Raw genomic sequence first — 14,201 nt, 5'->3', positions numbered from 1 at the left:
AATGGGTCTGCCGGCAATAATTTCATCTGCGCAACGGGCGAGATCTGCGCTAGCCTGACGCCATGGGGAAATCCGCGCTGCTCGCGATATCGTCAGCACTCGCGCTCGCTGCGATCGCGCTGCCGGGCTGGGCGGTACTGGCAGTCAAGCCAGATGTTGAACAGCTGCAGGCGGTCGCGGATCGCGCGTGCAAATGCGAGCGGCGGTCGGGAAGCAAGGCCTGTTGGCAACCGCTCGCCCGCCTCACCCGGCAAGACCTGGACAATCCCGGCGCCACGACATGCTTTCCGCTTTCGACCGAGATGATCGACGCCGGCACAGGCCACTACGAGGACAATGTGGCGCTGCGCTATCGTGTCGTTGGCGGTCACGGCCTCTATCTCTGCTCGAAACAGGAGGCCGTTGTCGGCGAGGCGATCTGGGCGCGCGAAATGGGCCAGCCCGATCAAGCCGAGGCGGCTCAGCAGCGCAGTTTTGTACGCGCCAATGCCGCACTCATCCATTTCGCTACGGCCTTGCAACGCGGCGAACGGCTCGAGAAGCTCAAGCCGCTTTACGGGTGCGTGACCGGCTATCCCCGGTAGCTTCCTTGACGGAAACCGATTTCATCGCCATATGCGCCGCCATCGAGGCGTAATGCAGCGTGATCGGGCATGCGGGTTCATCCCCAAGGGCCCAGGCTCCGCCTCTTTGTTTTCCCGGCTTCCCTAGTCACGCGGGTCGTCATTTTTGACCCCGCCTTGCGCCTGGATTCCGTCCGGTGCGCCCGGCCGTATGTACAGGACACATAATGCAATTCAATGAACTCGGTCTTTCGGAGACCGTTCTCGCCGCGCTTGCCGCCAAGGGCTATAGCGAGGCGACGCCGATCCAGGCCAAGTCGATCCCGTCGCTGCTCGAAGGGCGCGACCTGCTCGGCATCGCCCAGACCGGTACCGGCAAGACCGCTGCTTTCATGCTTCCCTCGATTGACCGGCTGGTCGCATCGGGCAAGCGCGCCCAGCCGCGCGGCTGCCGCATGCTGATCCTCGCCCCGACCCGCGAGCTCGCCAGCCAGATCGCCGACCAGGCCCGCCACTATTCGAAGGGCACGCGCCTTTCGGTCGCCACCGTGTTCGGCGGCACCTCGATCCACAAGAACAAGACCGACCTCGCCAAGGGCGTCGACATCGTCGTCGCCACGCCGGGCCGCCTCGTCGACCTGATCGACCAGTGCTATGCGATCCTGCTCGGGATCGAGATCCTCGTCCTCGACGAGGCCGACCAGATGATGGACCTGGGCTTCATCCATGCCCTGAAGCGCATCGTCCGCGAGCTGCCGTCGAAGCGCCAGACCCTGTTCTTCTCGGCGACCATGCCGAAGACGATCCGCGAGCTGGCCGGCCAGTTCATCAAGGACCCGGTCGAAGTGAAGGTCACCCCCGAGGCGACGACTGCAGAGCGTGTCGACCAGAGCGTCACCTTCGTCCGCCAGGACGAGAAGCAGGCGCTGCTGACGATGCTGCTGCGCGAGACCGAGATCGATCGCGCACTGGTGTTCACCCGTACCAAGCACGGCGCCGACCGCGTCGTCCGCCTGCTGGCGGGCAACGGCATCGCCGCCAACGCGATCCACGGCAACAAGAGCCAGCCGCAGCGCGAGCGTGCGCTCGGCGAGTTCCGCGCCGGCAAGGTCAAGATCCTGGTCGCGACCGACATCGCCGCGCGCGGCATCGACGTGTCGGGCGTCAGCCATGTCTTCAACTTCGAGCTGCCGAACGTGGCGGACCAGTATGTCCACCGCATCGGCCGCACCGCACGCGCCGGCAAGGATGGCGAGGCGATCAGCCTGTGCGCCGATGACGAGCGTCCGTACCTGCGCGACATCGAGCGGCTGATCCGCCAGAAGCTCACCGTGGTGCCGCTGCCCGAGGGCTTCGTGGCGGCTGCGGAGAAGATCAAGTCGAGCCGCGTCAACGTGGCGCCGAGCCGCGACGAGCAGAACGGCCGCAATGGCCGCGCGATGCAGCGGGACGGCCGCCGTCCGGGCGGCCAGCCGCAGCGCGGTCGCCCCGGTGGCCAGCGCGAGGATCGTCCGCGTGGCGACCAGCCGCGCCGCGACGGCCATGCGCCGCGTCCGGAAGCCGCCGGTGCCGCTGCCGGCGAGCCGCGTCCGCGCCGCTTCGATGCGCAGCCGCAGGGCGAACAGCCCCGCAACTATGCCCGCCCCAAGCGCAAGTGGCAGCCCCGCCCGACCAATGGCGGCCAGCGCCAGGGTGGCCAGGGCGGCGGCCGCGGGCGCTAGGCATCCTCGAATTCCCCTCCCGGCAAGGGAGGGGCCAGGGGTGGGTTAGGAAAGGCCGGGCTCGATGCCCGGCCTTTTCTTTTACCACCAGCCGACGGGCAGGGCTCGCTGCGCTCGCAACCCACCCCCAACTCCTCCCTTGCAGGGAGGGGAGAGAGTTAACCTCACCGCCGCCGCGCGCGGATCGCCGCATCCTCCTTGCCGGCGATCAGCCGCATCGCCCGGTCGGCGCCGACGCCGCCCTCGGACGCACCGGCGCGCTGGGCGGCGTGATAGAGCTGCAGCGCCCGCGGATAATCGCCGGCCTGCTCGGCGCAGAGGCCCAGGTCGAAGGTGATCGACGGGTGATTCGGCACTTCCGCCGCCATCGCCTCCCAGCCCGCGCATGCCCCGCGCACGTCGCGCTTGGTGAGCTTGACCAGGTCCTTGAAGCGCTTCGCCTGCTCCTTGCTCAACCCCTTGTCGCTTTCGCGCACCCGGATGTCATAGGTCGAGATGGTCGGCGCGATGTCCTCGCGCACCGCCTGGCCGAGGCTGCGCACCGCATCGGCGATCACGTCCTCCACCGGCCCCGGGCGGTCATTCTTGCCCTCGCACCAGCTGCTTTCCTGGCTGAACGGCTTGGTCGCCGAATAGACGATGCGGCCGTCGCGGTTACGCACGATGCGCAGATCGGCCTTCACGCTGACGGTCCGGCGGCGGCAGCGCAGCTCGACCTCTTCCTCGCGCACGCACTTCTTCTGGTCGGCGCTGTCCTTCTCGACGCAGCGCCTTTCCTTGCGCTTGAAGGGCTGCTCGTCGACGCCGGTGGTGACGCCGCCGGTAAGCGAGCCCTCGGCATTGCCCTGGCCGGTATAGCCGCCCATCAGGTCGAAATGCGTGCCCGACAGGCCCTGCTCGATCGCCCGCGCGAGCGCCGGACCGTCCTGGCCGGCGATGCGATCGACCGAAAGCGAACGCAGCAGGCTCGCCTCGCGGTTCGGCGCGGCGAACTCGCCGGTGATCTTCAGCACTTCGGCATGCGCGATGCCCGCGACGAGAGCGGCAAGCACGACGCCGCCAAGAATCCGCTTGTTCATTCCCCCAACCCTTCCCCCAAAAGGATGTTGCGGGTGCCGTTTACCATACGAAACGATTCGGTACACGTGGTGTCGCGGCCAGTTTGGGAGAGTGTTCGCCGAGAGCGACTCGGACTCGGGTTGCATCCCTGTGACACCGATGCTAACCGCGCCGCGACCCATAGGGGGCCGTATGGGGTGTCTGTCAGAGTAATACTTTGATGGAGCCGGAAATCGGCCCCCAATTCATATGGGGCTGAACCCGAACCTCCGAGAGGAACCCGATCGCGTGGAGAATTCCGCCGGTATCCAGGCAAGCCTAAGCGGACGCTACGCTACCGCCCTGTTCGAGCTCGCGCGTGATTCGAAGGCGCTGAGCCAGGTCGAGGCCAGCCTCGGCACCGTGGCCAAGGCGCTTGCCGAATCGACCGACTTCAAGGCGCTGACCGCCAGCCCGCTGGTGTCGCGCAGCGACGCCGCCAAGGCCGTCGCCGCCGTCGCCAAGAGCCTGAAGCTCGACGCCACCACCGCGAACTTCCTCGGCGTGCTCGCCGAGAATCGCCGGCTGGGCCAGCTTCCGGCGATCATCCGCTCGTTCCGCCAGCTCGCCGCCGCGCATCGCGGCGAGACGACGGCGGAAGTGATCTCCGCTCATCCGCTTTCCGCCGATCAGGTCGACGCGCTCAAGCAGCAGCTGCGCACCCGCGTCGGCCGTGAAGTGGCCATCGACCTTTCGGTCGATCCCTCGCTCCTTGGCGGGCTGGTCGTGAAGATCGGCAGCCAGATGATCGATAGCTCGATCAAGACCCGACTGAACTCCCTCGCGCACGCGATGAAAGGCTGAACATGGATATCCGCGCCGCAGAAATCTCGAAGGTCATCAAGGACCAGATCGCCAATTTCGGCACCGAGGCACAGGTTTCGGAAACCGGCCAGGTGCTCAGCGTCGGTGACGGCATCGCGCGCATCCACGGTCTGGACAACGTCCAGGCCGGCGAGATGGTCGAGTTCGCCAATGGCGTGCAGGGCATGGCGCTCAACCTCGAAGCCGACAATGTCGGCGTCGTGATCTTCGGCTCGGACGCCGAAATCCGCGAGGGCGACACCGTCAAGCGCACCGGCACCATCGTGGACGTTCCCGTCGGCAAGGGCCTGCTCGGCCGCGTCGTGGACGGCCTCGGCAACCCGATCGACGGCAAGGGGCCGATCGTCGCCGAGAAGCGCAGCCGCGTCGAAGTGAAGGCGCCGGGCATCATCCCGCGCAAGTCGGTGCACGAGCCGGTGCAGACCGGCCTCAAGGCGATCGACGCGCTCGTTCCCGTCGGCCGTGGCCAGCGCGAGCTGATCATCGGCGACCGCCAGACCGGCAAGTCGGCCGTCGCGATCGACACCTTCATCAACCAGAAGACCGTCAACGCGGGCACCGACGAGAGCAAGAAGCTCTACTGCGTGTACGTCGCTGTCGGCCAGAAGCGCTCGACCGTCGCCCAGCTGGTGCGCACGCTCGAGGAGAATGGCGCGATGGAATATTCCATCGTCGTCGCCGCGACCGCTTCGGACCCCGCCCCGCTGCAGTTCCTCGCGCCGTACACCGGCACCGCGATGGGCGAGTATTTCCGTGACAACGGCATGCACGCGCTGATCGTGTTCGACGATCTGTCCAAGCAGGCCGTCGCCTATCGCCAGATGTCGCTGCTGCTCCGCCGTCCGCCGGGCCGCGAAGCCTATCCGGGCGACGTGTTCTATCTCCACAGCCGCCTGCTGGAACGCGCCGCCAAGCTGAACGACGCCAATGGCAACGGCTCGCTGACCGCGCTGCCGATCATCGAGACCCAGGCGGGCGACGTGTCGGCGTACATCCCGACCAACGTGATCTCGATCACCGACGGCCAGATCTTCCTCGAGACCGACCTGTTCAACGCCGGCATCCGCCCGGCGATCAACGTCGGCCTCTCGGTGTCGCGCGTGGGCTCCTCGGCCCAGACCAAGGCGATGAAGAAGGTCTCGGGCTCGATCAAGCTCGACCTCGCCCAGTATCGCGAGATGGCCGCCTTCGCCCAGTTCGGCTCGGACCTCGACGCCTCGACCCAGCGCCTGCTGAACCGCGGCGCGCGCCTGACCGAGCTGCTCAAGCAGCCGCAGTTCAACCCGCTGCCCTTCGAGGAGCAGACGGCGTCGATCTTCGCCGGTACCCAGGGCTTCCTGGACGCCGTTTCGGTGCAGGACGTGGTGCGCTACGAGGCGGCGATGCTCGCCGACCTGCGCGCGAACCATGCCGATGTGCTGAAGGACATCCGCGAGTCGAAGGACCTGTCGGACGACGCCAAGGCGAAGCTCAAGGCCGCCCTCGAGGCGTTCGCCAAGACCTTCGCCTGATCCGCAGCCCGTGGCCGACCACTCCCTCCTCGCGTGGACGCTGCTCAGCGTCGGCCTGGTGCTGACGCCCGGGCCGGACACGATGCTCGTCGCGGGTCACGCGGCGCGCGGAGGCGTGCGGGCCGGCCTGGCGGCAGTCTCGGGCGTGGTGCTCGGGGGGCTGTGGTACATGGCGCTGTGCGGCTTCGGCTTCCTCAGCGTCCTGTCGGTCTTCCCGGCGCTGTTCACGGTGGTGAAGACCGCCGGCGCGATCTACCTGGCGTGGCTCGGCTTCAAGCTGATCCGCGGCGCGATCCAGCCGGCGCCCGCCACCGCCGAGGCGCCTGCCCTGGGCAAGCCCTTCTGGCAGGGGCTGCTCACCACCGCGCTCAATCCCAAGGTCGCGCTGTTCTTCCTCGCCATCCTGCCGCAGTTCGTCGGCACCGGCGCTGATGCCCCGCTCAAGGGCGCGCTGCTGATTGCAGTGCCCTATCTGCTCGGCGGCTTCTGGCTCACCGGTATCGTCTTCGTCGCCGCCCGTGCGGGCCGCGCCGCGAAGCAGAGCAGCGCGATGCGCTGGATCGAGGGCGTGCTCGGCGTCGCATTTGTTGGTCTCGCGGGCCGTCTGGCCCTTGCTCGGAATTCGTAAATGGCAAGTTTGAAGGCCCTCAAGATCCGCATCGGCTCGGTGAAGTCGACGCAGAAGATCACCAAGGCGATGAAGATGGTCGCCGCCGCCAAGCTGCGCCGTGCGCAGGAAGCGGCCGAGGCCGGGCGCCCCTATGCCCAGCGCCTAGAAGGCGTCGTCGCCAGCCTGGCCAGCAAGGTCACGGTGAGCGAGAGCTCGCCCAAGCTGCTCGCCGGCACCGGCAAGGACGACGTGCACCTGCTCGTCGTCGCCACCAGCGACAAGGGCCTGGCCGGCGCGTTCAACACCAACATCGCCCGCCTGGCCCGCCGCCACGCGCAGGAGCTGCTGGCGCAGGGCAAGACGGTGAAGATCTACACGATCGGCCGCAAGGGCCGCGCCGTGCTGAACCGCCAGTTCCCCAAGAACATCCTCCACTCGATCGAGCCGGGCGACCTGGGCAAGCTGAGCTTCGCCGATGCGCGCGGCTATGCCGACGACCTGATCGCGCGCTTCGAGGCGGGCGAGTTCGACGTCGCCACGCTGTTCTACTCGACCTTCAAGTCGGTCCTGGCGCAGGAACCGACCGCGCAGCAGATCATCCCCGTCGCGATCCCGCAGGCCGAGGCCGAGGACAAGGCCGCATCGGGCATCGCTGCCGTCACCTATGAGCCGGACGAGGAATCGATCCTCGCCGACCTGCTGCCGAGCAATGTCGCGATCCAGCTGTTCCGCGCGATCCGCGAGAATGCGGCATCGGAGCAGGGCTCGAAAATGACCGCGATGGACAACGCCACGCGCAACGCCGGCGACCTGATCAAGCGCCTCAACACGCTGTACAACCGCCAGCGCCAGGCCGCGATCACCACCGAGCTGGTCGAGATCATCTCGGGCGCCGAGGCCCTCTGATGCGTTTCGCAGTCCCCCTCCTGCTGATCGTGGCTGCGGCCCCGCTCGCGGGCTGCGGGGCTGCGCATGATCCGTCGTACAACGAGCAGCAGGCCGCCGCCGCGCAGAATCGCGCGCCGGACCGCGAGAAGGTGATGACCGATCGCTGGGGCCAGATCTTCAGCAATCCGGCCGCCGTGGTCGCCGCCGCCAACGACTTCGGCTTCAAGGTCGAAGGCTATAAGGCGGCAGGCAAGGGCTTTGCCGCCACCGGCAAGGTCACCTGGCCCGAAGAACCCAACGGCATCGCCGTCCAGAGCGCCTTCGAGGCGACCGGCACCAGGGCCGACACGATCGAGACCGTCCGCTTCACCTTCGACGTGAAGCACGCCGAGAAGCTCGATGGCCGTGCCCGCGATTCCTACGGCTATGTCCGTCGCATCGTGCTCGGCTTCCTCGCCCGCTTCGAGGTGGGGCCGGGCGACACGATCAACGGCGCCCTCCAGCGCCGCGAATCGGCGAAGGACGTCCAGCACGGCGTCTCCATCGTCGTCGACGCCAACCCGATCGGCGGCGGCAACGCCAAGGATCGCCACATCACCGTGACTTTCACCCGCGTCGGGGCTAGTGCCCCCGCCAATCAGACCCAAGGAAAGTAAGATGGCCACCGCAGCCCCGACCGCAGAGAAGCCCGCGCGCAAGCCGCGCGCCGCGAAGCCCAAGGCCGATGCCCCGGGCGCCGTGCCGGCCACGACCAACAATGGCGGCCGCATCAGCCAGGTGATCGGCGCCGTCGTCGACGTCGCGTTCGAAGGCCCGCTGCCGGCGATCCTTTCGGCGCTCGAGACCGACAACAACGGCAACAAGCTCGTCCTCGAGGTCGCCCAGCACCTTGGCGAGAACACCGTCCGCACGATCGCGATGGACTCGACCGAGGGCCTGACCCGCGGCCAGGTCGTCACGGACACCGGCAGCCAGATCCGCGTTCCGGTCGGCCCGGCCACGCTCGGCCGCATCCTCAACGTCGTCGGCGAGCCGATCGACGAGCGCGGCCCGGTCGCCACCGACCTGCGCGCCCCGATCCATGCCGAGGCCCCGCTCTTCATCGACCAGTCGACCGAGAGCTCGATCCTCGTCACCGGCATCAAGGTCATCGACCTGCTCGCGCCGTACGCGAAGGGCGGCAAGATCGGCCTGTTCGGCGGCGCCGGCGTGGGCAAGACCGTGCTCATCCAGGAGCTGATCAACAACATCGCCAAGGGCCATGGCGGCACCTCGGTGTTCGCCGGCGTCGGCGAGCGCACCCGTGAGGGCAACGACCTTTACCACGAGTTCCTCGACGCGGGCGTCATCGCCAAGGACGCCGACGGCAACGCGATCTCGGACGGCTCGAAGGTCGCCCTGGTCTATGGCCAGATGAACGAGCCGCCGGGCGCCCGTGCCCGCGTCGCGCTGTCGGGCCTGACGATCGCCGAATATTTCCGCGACGTCGAAGGCCAGGACGTGCTGTTCTTCGTCGACAACATCTTCCGCTTCACCCAGGCGGGCGCGGAAGTGTCGGCACTGCTCGGCCGTATTCCTTCGGCCGTGGGCTATCAGCCGACCCTGTCGACCGACATGGGCGCGCTGCAGGAGCGCATCACCTCGACCAACAAGGGCTCGATCACCTCGGTGCAGGCCGTGTACGTTCCCGCGGACGATCTTACCGATCCGGCCCCGGCGACCTCGTTCGCCCACCTCGACGCCACGACCGTGCTCAACCGCGCGATCTCGGAGCTCGGCATCTATCCGGCGGTGGATCCGCTGGACTCGACCAGCCGCGTTCTCGAGCCGCGCGTCGTCGGCCAGGAGCATTACGAGACGGCCCGTGCGGTCCAGTCGATCCTGCAGAAGTACAAGTCGCTCCAGGACATCATCGCCATCCTCGGCATGGACGAGCTCTCGGAAGAGGACAAGCTGACCGTCTCGCGCGCGCGCAAGATCCAGCGCTTCCTCTCGCAGCCCTTCCACGTCGCCGAAGTGTTCACCGGCATCCCGGGTGCGTTCGTGCAGATCGAGGACACCATCAAGTCGTTCAAGGCGGTGGTGAACGGCGAGTATGACCACCTGCCGGAAGCCGCCTTCTACATGGTCGGCGGCATCGACCAGGCGGTCGAGAAGGCCAAGAAGCTCGCCGGCGAGGCGTAAGTACATCTAGCCCCTCCCCTTCAGGGGAGGGGTTGGGGTGGGGCCTGTCCAAACAGGCTTCGGTCTCGATGAGGCACCTGCCCCACCCCCAACCCCTCCCCTGAAGGGGAGGGGCTTTGAGAGAAAAGAAATGTCCCTGCACTTCGAACTCGTCACGCCCGAAAAGCTCCTTCGCTCGGAGGAAGTGTACATGGTCGTCGTCCCCGGCTCCGAGGGCGATTTCGGCGTGCTCGAAGGTCATGCCCCGCTGATGTCGACCATCCGCGACGGCGATCTCGAGATCTACAAGGCCGGCGAGTCCAAGCCCGAGACGATCCGCATCGAAGGCGGGTTCGCCGAAGTGAACGAGAAGGGCCTGACCGTTCTCGCCGAAAAGGCCGGCTGACAAGACGAAATGCCGACGGGTTCGCCCCGTCGGCTCCGTCTCCCGACGAAAGTCGGGATCCACCCGGGAAGCTCTCGTCCCGCTTTCGCGGCCCGGGTCCCGGCTTTCACCCCGGACGAACTACTGGCCCGCGCGCCGATAGCGCCACCGCATCGGCTTGCTGCCATCGGCCAGTGAAATCTCCGCCATCAGCAGCTCCCCCTCGCGCCAGTAGCGGACGCGCTGCGGATAATCGTGCGCGGCGTTGACGAACTCCACGCTCTGCGCCGTGGAGGCCGCTCCCGCGAAATCGGTAGGCGCCTGGCCCGGCGGTTCGGCATGGAAGACCAGCTTGCCCGCCTCGTCCGTGATCCGCATCGGCTCGCGCCGCTCGCCCTTGGCGGAGGTCGTCACGGTCTCGCCGCGCATGACATGATCCGTGCCCATCGACTGCCAGGTCTCGCAGGTCGTCCGGCCATTCAGTGGCTCGGTGCACCATTTGCCGACCAGCCAGTCGAGCGGCTCCGGCGACAGCCCCAGTCCGGCGAGCAGCATGATGTTCGCGATCATCCTCGTTCCTCCCTGTTTCGCCTGACGCTATGCCTGTCCGCCGATACTGGCTTGAACGCACGCGACATGCGAGGCTCGGCACATGGACTATGCCGAGATGCCCCTGCCGCCCGCGCTCGACGGCCTTGTCGCCGCGGTGTGGACGCTTGCGGCGAGCGAGCCGGGCTGGGTCGAGCATGAGGCGACTCCGGACGGCTGTGTCGAGCTGATCCACCGGCCTGCCGGCCGTTCCGAATGGCGACGCGGCCAGCCGGAATTCTTCGCCACCGGCCTCTCCCCCCATCCGATCCGCTTCGGCTTCAGCGGTGACGCGCGCTTCACCGCGATCAAGCTCTGGCCCTGGGCCTGGCACGCGCTGGGCGGCGCGCCCTGCCCCGGCTTCGCGGACGACTGGATGGCGGTGGCACCCGATTCGCCGCTCGCCGCGTTGCTGCAAGGCGACCCGGTCGCCAATCTTGTCCAGGCGCTTGCCGGCATCGACCCGCCGCCGCTCGCCCGCGCCATCCTCGCCTCCACCAGCGTGGCGGAGATCTCGGCAGCCACCGGCCTGCCGCATCGCCGGCTGCAGCGCATCTTCGCGCGCGAGCTGGGGCTGGCGCCGCGCACCTATCTGCGGCTGCTGCGCTTCCGCGAAGCGCTGCAAGACGTCCAGCAGGGCGAGGACAATCTCGCCGATACCGCCGCAGCGCGCGGCTATGCCGATCAGGCGCACATGGCGCGCGACTTCCGCGAACTCGCCGGCATGCCGCCCAGCGGGGCACGCGTCAGGGCAAAGGGACCGTTCCTCTAGGCGCACGCGTTTACCCGGTCTGCACCTTTGCCGGTCCATCTCCGTAACAAGCGGGGTTACCGGGTTAGGTAAATATCAAGCCTTGGCCGGTAACACCTCTCGGTCGAGGGGACATTGGGTTCTGATGAGCGCTTTCGGACGACGCAGCGGATTGGGTGGTGGACCGGCAGGCCGGCCGGCGTTCGGCGTTGCGCGCCCGATGCAGGGCGGCGGACCGCTGCCCCGCCCGGTCGATCCCGCCCCGCTGGGCGGTGACCAGTTCCCGCCGATCAATTCCGTGCCGCTTCCGGGCCAGGGCGCCATGCCCGACCCGATGGCCGAGCGCGATCCCAACGGCCCCAGCGTCGCCAGCGCGGAGGCGCTCCAGCGCCTCGCCGATCGCCAGGCCGCGGCCGGCGAGCAGGGCAATTCGCGCGTCGAAGGCTTCGAGGCCTCGATCCACCGCATCAAGGAACAGGTGCTGCCGCGCCTGCTCGAGCGCGTCGATCCCGAGGCCGCCGCCACGCTCAGCAAGGACGAGCTGGCCGAGGAATTTCGCCCGATCATCGGCGAAGTGCTCGCCGAGCTGAAGCTGACCCTGAACCGCCGCGAGCAGTTCGCGCTCGAGAAGGTGCTGGTCGATGAGCTGCTCGGCCTCGGACCGCTCGAGGAGCTGCTCGCCGATCCGGCCATCTCGGACATCATGGTCAACGGCCCCGAACAGACCTTTGTCGAGCGCAAGGGCAAGCTCGAGCTGGCCAACATCCAGTTCCGCGACGAGGAGCATCTGTTCCAGATCGCCCAGCGCATCTGCAACTCGGTCGGCCGCCGCGTCGACCAGACCACCCCGCTCGCCGACGCCCGCCTCAAGGACGGCAGCCGCGTCAACGTGATCGTGCCGCCGCTGAGCCTGCGCGGCACCGCGATCTCGATTCGTAAATTCTCGGCCAAGCCGATCACGCTCGACATGATGGCACAGGGCGGATCGATGTCGCAGAAGATGGCGACCGCGCTGAAGATCGCCGGCGCCAGCCGCTTCAACATCGTCATCTCGGGCGGTACCGGCTCGGGCAAGACGACGATGCTCAACGCCCTGTCGAAGATGATCGACCCGGGCGAGCGCGTGCTGACGATCGAGGACGCGGCCGAACTCCGCCTGCAGCAGCCGCACTGGCTGCCGCTCGAAACCCGTCCGCCCAACCTCGAGGGCCAGGGCGAGATCACCATCCGCGACCTGGTCAAGAACGCGCTGCGTATGCGCCCGGACCGGATCATCCTGGGCGAAATCCGCGGCAGCGAGTGTTTCGACATGCTCGCCGCCATGAACACCGGCCACGACGGCTCGATGTGTACGCTCCACTCCAACTCTCCGCGCGAGGCGCTCGCCCGTATGGAGAACATGGTGATGATGTCGGACATCAAGGTGCCGAAGGAAGCGATCAGCCGCCAGATCGCCGATTCGGTCGACCTGATCATCCAGGTGAAGCGCCTGCGCGACGGCTCGCGCCGTGTGACCAACGTCACCGAGGTGATAGGCATGGAAGGCCCGGTGATCGTCACCCAGGAGCTGTTCAAGTTCGAGTATCTCGACGAGAGCGCCGACGGCAAGATCATCGGCGAGTATCGCTCGATGGGCCTGCGCCCCTATACGCTCGACAAGGCCAAGCAGTATGGCTTCGACCAGGCGCTGCTCGAGGCGTGCCTCTGATCTCCACCTTCTGCCGGTCATCCTGAGTAGCCGCTGAGTTTGTCGAAGCGGCATATCGAAGGACGGTGCACGGCAGCCCCTTCGATACGGGTCTTCGACAAGCTCAGCCCCTACTCAGGATAGCCGGGATGAGATAATCTTATACGGTACACCGCCATGTGCATTTCGATCGGCTAGACCCGCACTTGCTGTCCTTCCTTCTGCCCCTTGCGGTCTTTCTCGGCCTTGCCTCCCCGCCTGCCATCGAGGAGGCGAAGGACGGCATCACGCTGGCACCCGACAGCGAGGCGCGCTGGATCGCCTTCGACCTGACGCCGTCCAACCAGATCCGCTTCGAGGCGGTGCTCAACGGCCGCCCGGTCCGCGCGGTGCTCGATACCGGGCTGACCAACACACTCGCCACCCAGGATTTCGCCGCCCGCGCCCGGCTCGCCATCGGCCGTCGCCAGCGCGCGCTGGCAATCGGCGGCGGCGTCGAGGTCGCCTGGGCGCCGGGCGGGACACTGGTGATGGGCGGGCTCACCCGGCGCGGCGGGCGCATCGTCATTCCCGATGCGCCGGGCCAGGAGCGGTTCGGCGCCGACCTGCTGATCGGCAGCGACATATTGAGCTGCTGCGCGCTCGACATCGACTATGCGGTGCGCCGCTTCCGCATCCTGCCGAGCGGCCGCATGCCCTTTACCGGCCACACCGCGCCCTTGTCGCTCCAGCGCGGCTCCGAAGTGCCGGTCACCGAGATCCGGCTGGGCGGCGCGCGGCTGCGGCCGATGATCGTCGATACCGGCGACGGCGCCGCGGTGACGCTGAGCCGCGCCGCCTGGACCAGCGCCAATTATCGCGGCGCCACCCTAACCACCACGCTGGGCTGGGGCATCGGCGGCGCGCTGGTCAGCGAGGCCGCGGTCATCCCCGGCTTCGCGCTGGGCGGCAGTGTCCTGCCCGAGACCGAGGTCCGCATCGAAGGCGAAGGCGGCTATTCCACCGCCGCCGGCGCCGCCGGACGGATCGGCACCGGGCTGCTGCTGCGCTACCGCGTGCTGCTCGATCCCCGGGCGGGGCGGATGGTGCTCCAGCCCGCCGGCGCCCCCGCCACGGCAGTGCTGCGCTCGACCAGCGGGCTGCTGCTCGGCGCCGAGGATGCGCATCTGCGCGTACTCCACGTCATGCGCGGCTCGCCCGCCGAGGCGGGCGGCTGGCGCGAAGGCGAGACGATCTGCGCCGCCGATGGCGTGGCGGTAGCGGGCCGCCCGGTCGACTGGAGTGCGGGGACGCCGGGACGCGTGGTGGCGCTCACCCTGTGCGACGGCCGCGAGCGGCAGTTGACGCTGCGAAAGTTCTATTAGGGCTGGCTGCGCCACCTCATTTTTCCCCGGCGAAGGCCGGGGTCCAG

14 protein-coding genes are annotated in these 14,201 nt (G+C 67.9%); 12 read left to right on the top strand and 2 right to left on the bottom strand.

What is annotated here, in order from left to right:
* Nucleotides 1-62 precede the first annotated feature (62 nt).
* Nucleotides 63-584, top strand: a complete 522-nt coding sequence (locus ACEN8G_RS22740) for a hypothetical protein (RefSeq protein ID WP_413417701.1) — start codon at nt 63-65, stop codon at nt 582-584.
* Between the two features lie 206 nt (nt 585-790).
* On the top strand, nt 791-2,284 hold the full coding sequence (locus ACEN8G_RS22735) for a DEAD/DEAH box helicase (protein ID WP_413740701.1): 1,494 nt from the start codon (nt 791-793) through the stop codon (nt 2,282-2,284).
* 164 nt (nt 2,285-2,448) lie between these two features.
* Here ACEN8G_RS22735 and ACEN8G_RS22730 read toward each other — a convergent pair whose 3' ends face one another.
* Nucleotides 2,449-3,363 carry a tetratricopeptide repeat protein gene (locus ACEN8G_RS22730; RefSeq protein ID WP_413740700.1) on the bottom strand — a complete coding sequence of 305 codons (915 nt, stop codon included), beginning with the start codon at nt 3,361-3,363 and terminating at the stop codon, nt 2,449-2,451.
* A 268-nt stretch (nt 3,364-3,631) separates the two neighbouring features.
* Between ACEN8G_RS22730 and ACEN8G_RS22725 the strand changes: the two genes are divergently transcribed.
* The 7 genes from ACEN8G_RS22725 (at nt 3,632) to ACEN8G_RS22695 (ending at nt 9,785) form a co-directional block, all read left to right on the top strand.
* Nucleotides 3,632-4,186: a F0F1 ATP synthase subunit delta gene (locus tag ACEN8G_RS22725; RefSeq protein WP_413418770.1), complete on the top strand. Its 555-nt coding sequence runs from the start codon at nt 3,632-3,634 to the stop codon at nt 4,184-4,186.
* A 2-nt stretch (nt 4,187-4,188) separates the two neighbouring features.
* Nucleotides 4,189-5,718, top strand: coding sequence for a F0F1 ATP synthase subunit alpha (gene atpA, locus ACEN8G_RS22720; RefSeq protein ID WP_413418772.1), 1,530 nt, complete (start codon nt 4,189-4,191; stop codon nt 5,716-5,718).
* A gap of 10 nt (nt 5,719-5,728) precedes the next feature.
* Nucleotides 5,729-6,346, top strand: coding sequence for a LysE family translocator (locus ACEN8G_RS22715; RefSeq protein WP_413418774.1), 618 nt, complete (start codon nt 5,729-5,731; stop codon nt 6,344-6,346).
* On the top strand, nt 6,347-7,234 hold the full coding sequence (locus ACEN8G_RS22710) for a F0F1 ATP synthase subunit gamma (protein WP_413418776.1): 888 nt from the start codon (nt 6,347-6,349) through the stop codon (nt 7,232-7,234).
* Complete coding sequence (locus ACEN8G_RS22705; protein WP_413418778.1) at nt 7,234-7,872, top strand: hypothetical protein; 639 nt, start codon at nt 7,234-7,236, stop codon at nt 7,870-7,872. The genes ACEN8G_RS22710 and ACEN8G_RS22705 overlap by 1 nt, the downstream gene beginning before the upstream one ends.
* Before the next feature lies 1 nt (nt 7,873).
* Complete coding sequence (gene atpD, locus ACEN8G_RS22700; protein ID WP_413418780.1) at nt 7,874-9,400, top strand: F0F1 ATP synthase subunit beta; 1,527 nt, start codon at nt 7,874-7,876, stop codon at nt 9,398-9,400.
* A 130-nt stretch (nt 9,401-9,530) separates the two neighbouring features.
* Complete coding sequence (locus tag ACEN8G_RS22695; protein ID WP_413416178.1) at nt 9,531-9,785, top strand: ATP synthase F1 subunit epsilon; 255 nt, start codon at nt 9,531-9,533, stop codon at nt 9,783-9,785.
* A gap of 120 nt (nt 9,786-9,905) precedes the next feature.
* Here the strand turns inward: ACEN8G_RS22695 and ACEN8G_RS22690 are convergent, their stop codons facing one another.
* Nucleotides 9,906-10,334 (bottom strand): DUF6265 family protein, encoded by a 429-nt coding sequence (locus ACEN8G_RS22690; protein WP_413416179.1) that lies wholly within the window; start codon nt 10,332-10,334, stop codon nt 9,906-9,908.
* An 82-nt stretch (nt 10,335-10,416) separates the two neighbouring features.
* Between ACEN8G_RS22690 and ACEN8G_RS22685 the strand changes: the two genes are divergently transcribed.
* The 3 genes from ACEN8G_RS22685 (at nt 10,417) to ACEN8G_RS22675 (ending at nt 14,154) form a co-directional block, all read left to right on the top strand.
* Nucleotides 10,417-11,124, top strand: a complete 708-nt coding sequence (locus tag ACEN8G_RS22685) for a helix-turn-helix domain-containing protein (protein ID WP_413416180.1) — start codon at nt 10,417-10,419, stop codon at nt 11,122-11,124.
* 124 nt (nt 11,125-11,248) lie between these two features.
* Nucleotides 11,249-12,811 (top strand): ATPase, T2SS/T4P/T4SS family, encoded by a 1,563-nt coding sequence (locus ACEN8G_RS22680; protein ID WP_413416181.1) that lies wholly within the window; start codon nt 11,249-11,251, stop codon nt 12,809-12,811.
* Between the two features lie 185 nt (nt 12,812-12,996).
* On the top strand, nt 12,997-14,154 hold the full coding sequence (locus ACEN8G_RS22675; protein WP_413416182.1) for an aspartyl protease family protein: 1,158 nt from the start codon (nt 12,997-12,999) through the stop codon (nt 14,152-14,154).
* The last annotated feature ends 47 nt before the right edge of the window (nt 14,155-14,201 follow it).

This window comes from Sphingomonas sp. Sphisp66, from assembly GCF_047324325.1.
Taxonomy (GTDB): domain Bacteria; phylum Pseudomonadota; class Alphaproteobacteria; order Sphingomonadales; family Sphingomonadaceae; genus Sphingomonas.
The sequence above is the reverse complement of the archived record's forward strand: the minus strand, read 5'-3'. Positions and strand labels throughout refer to the sequence as shown.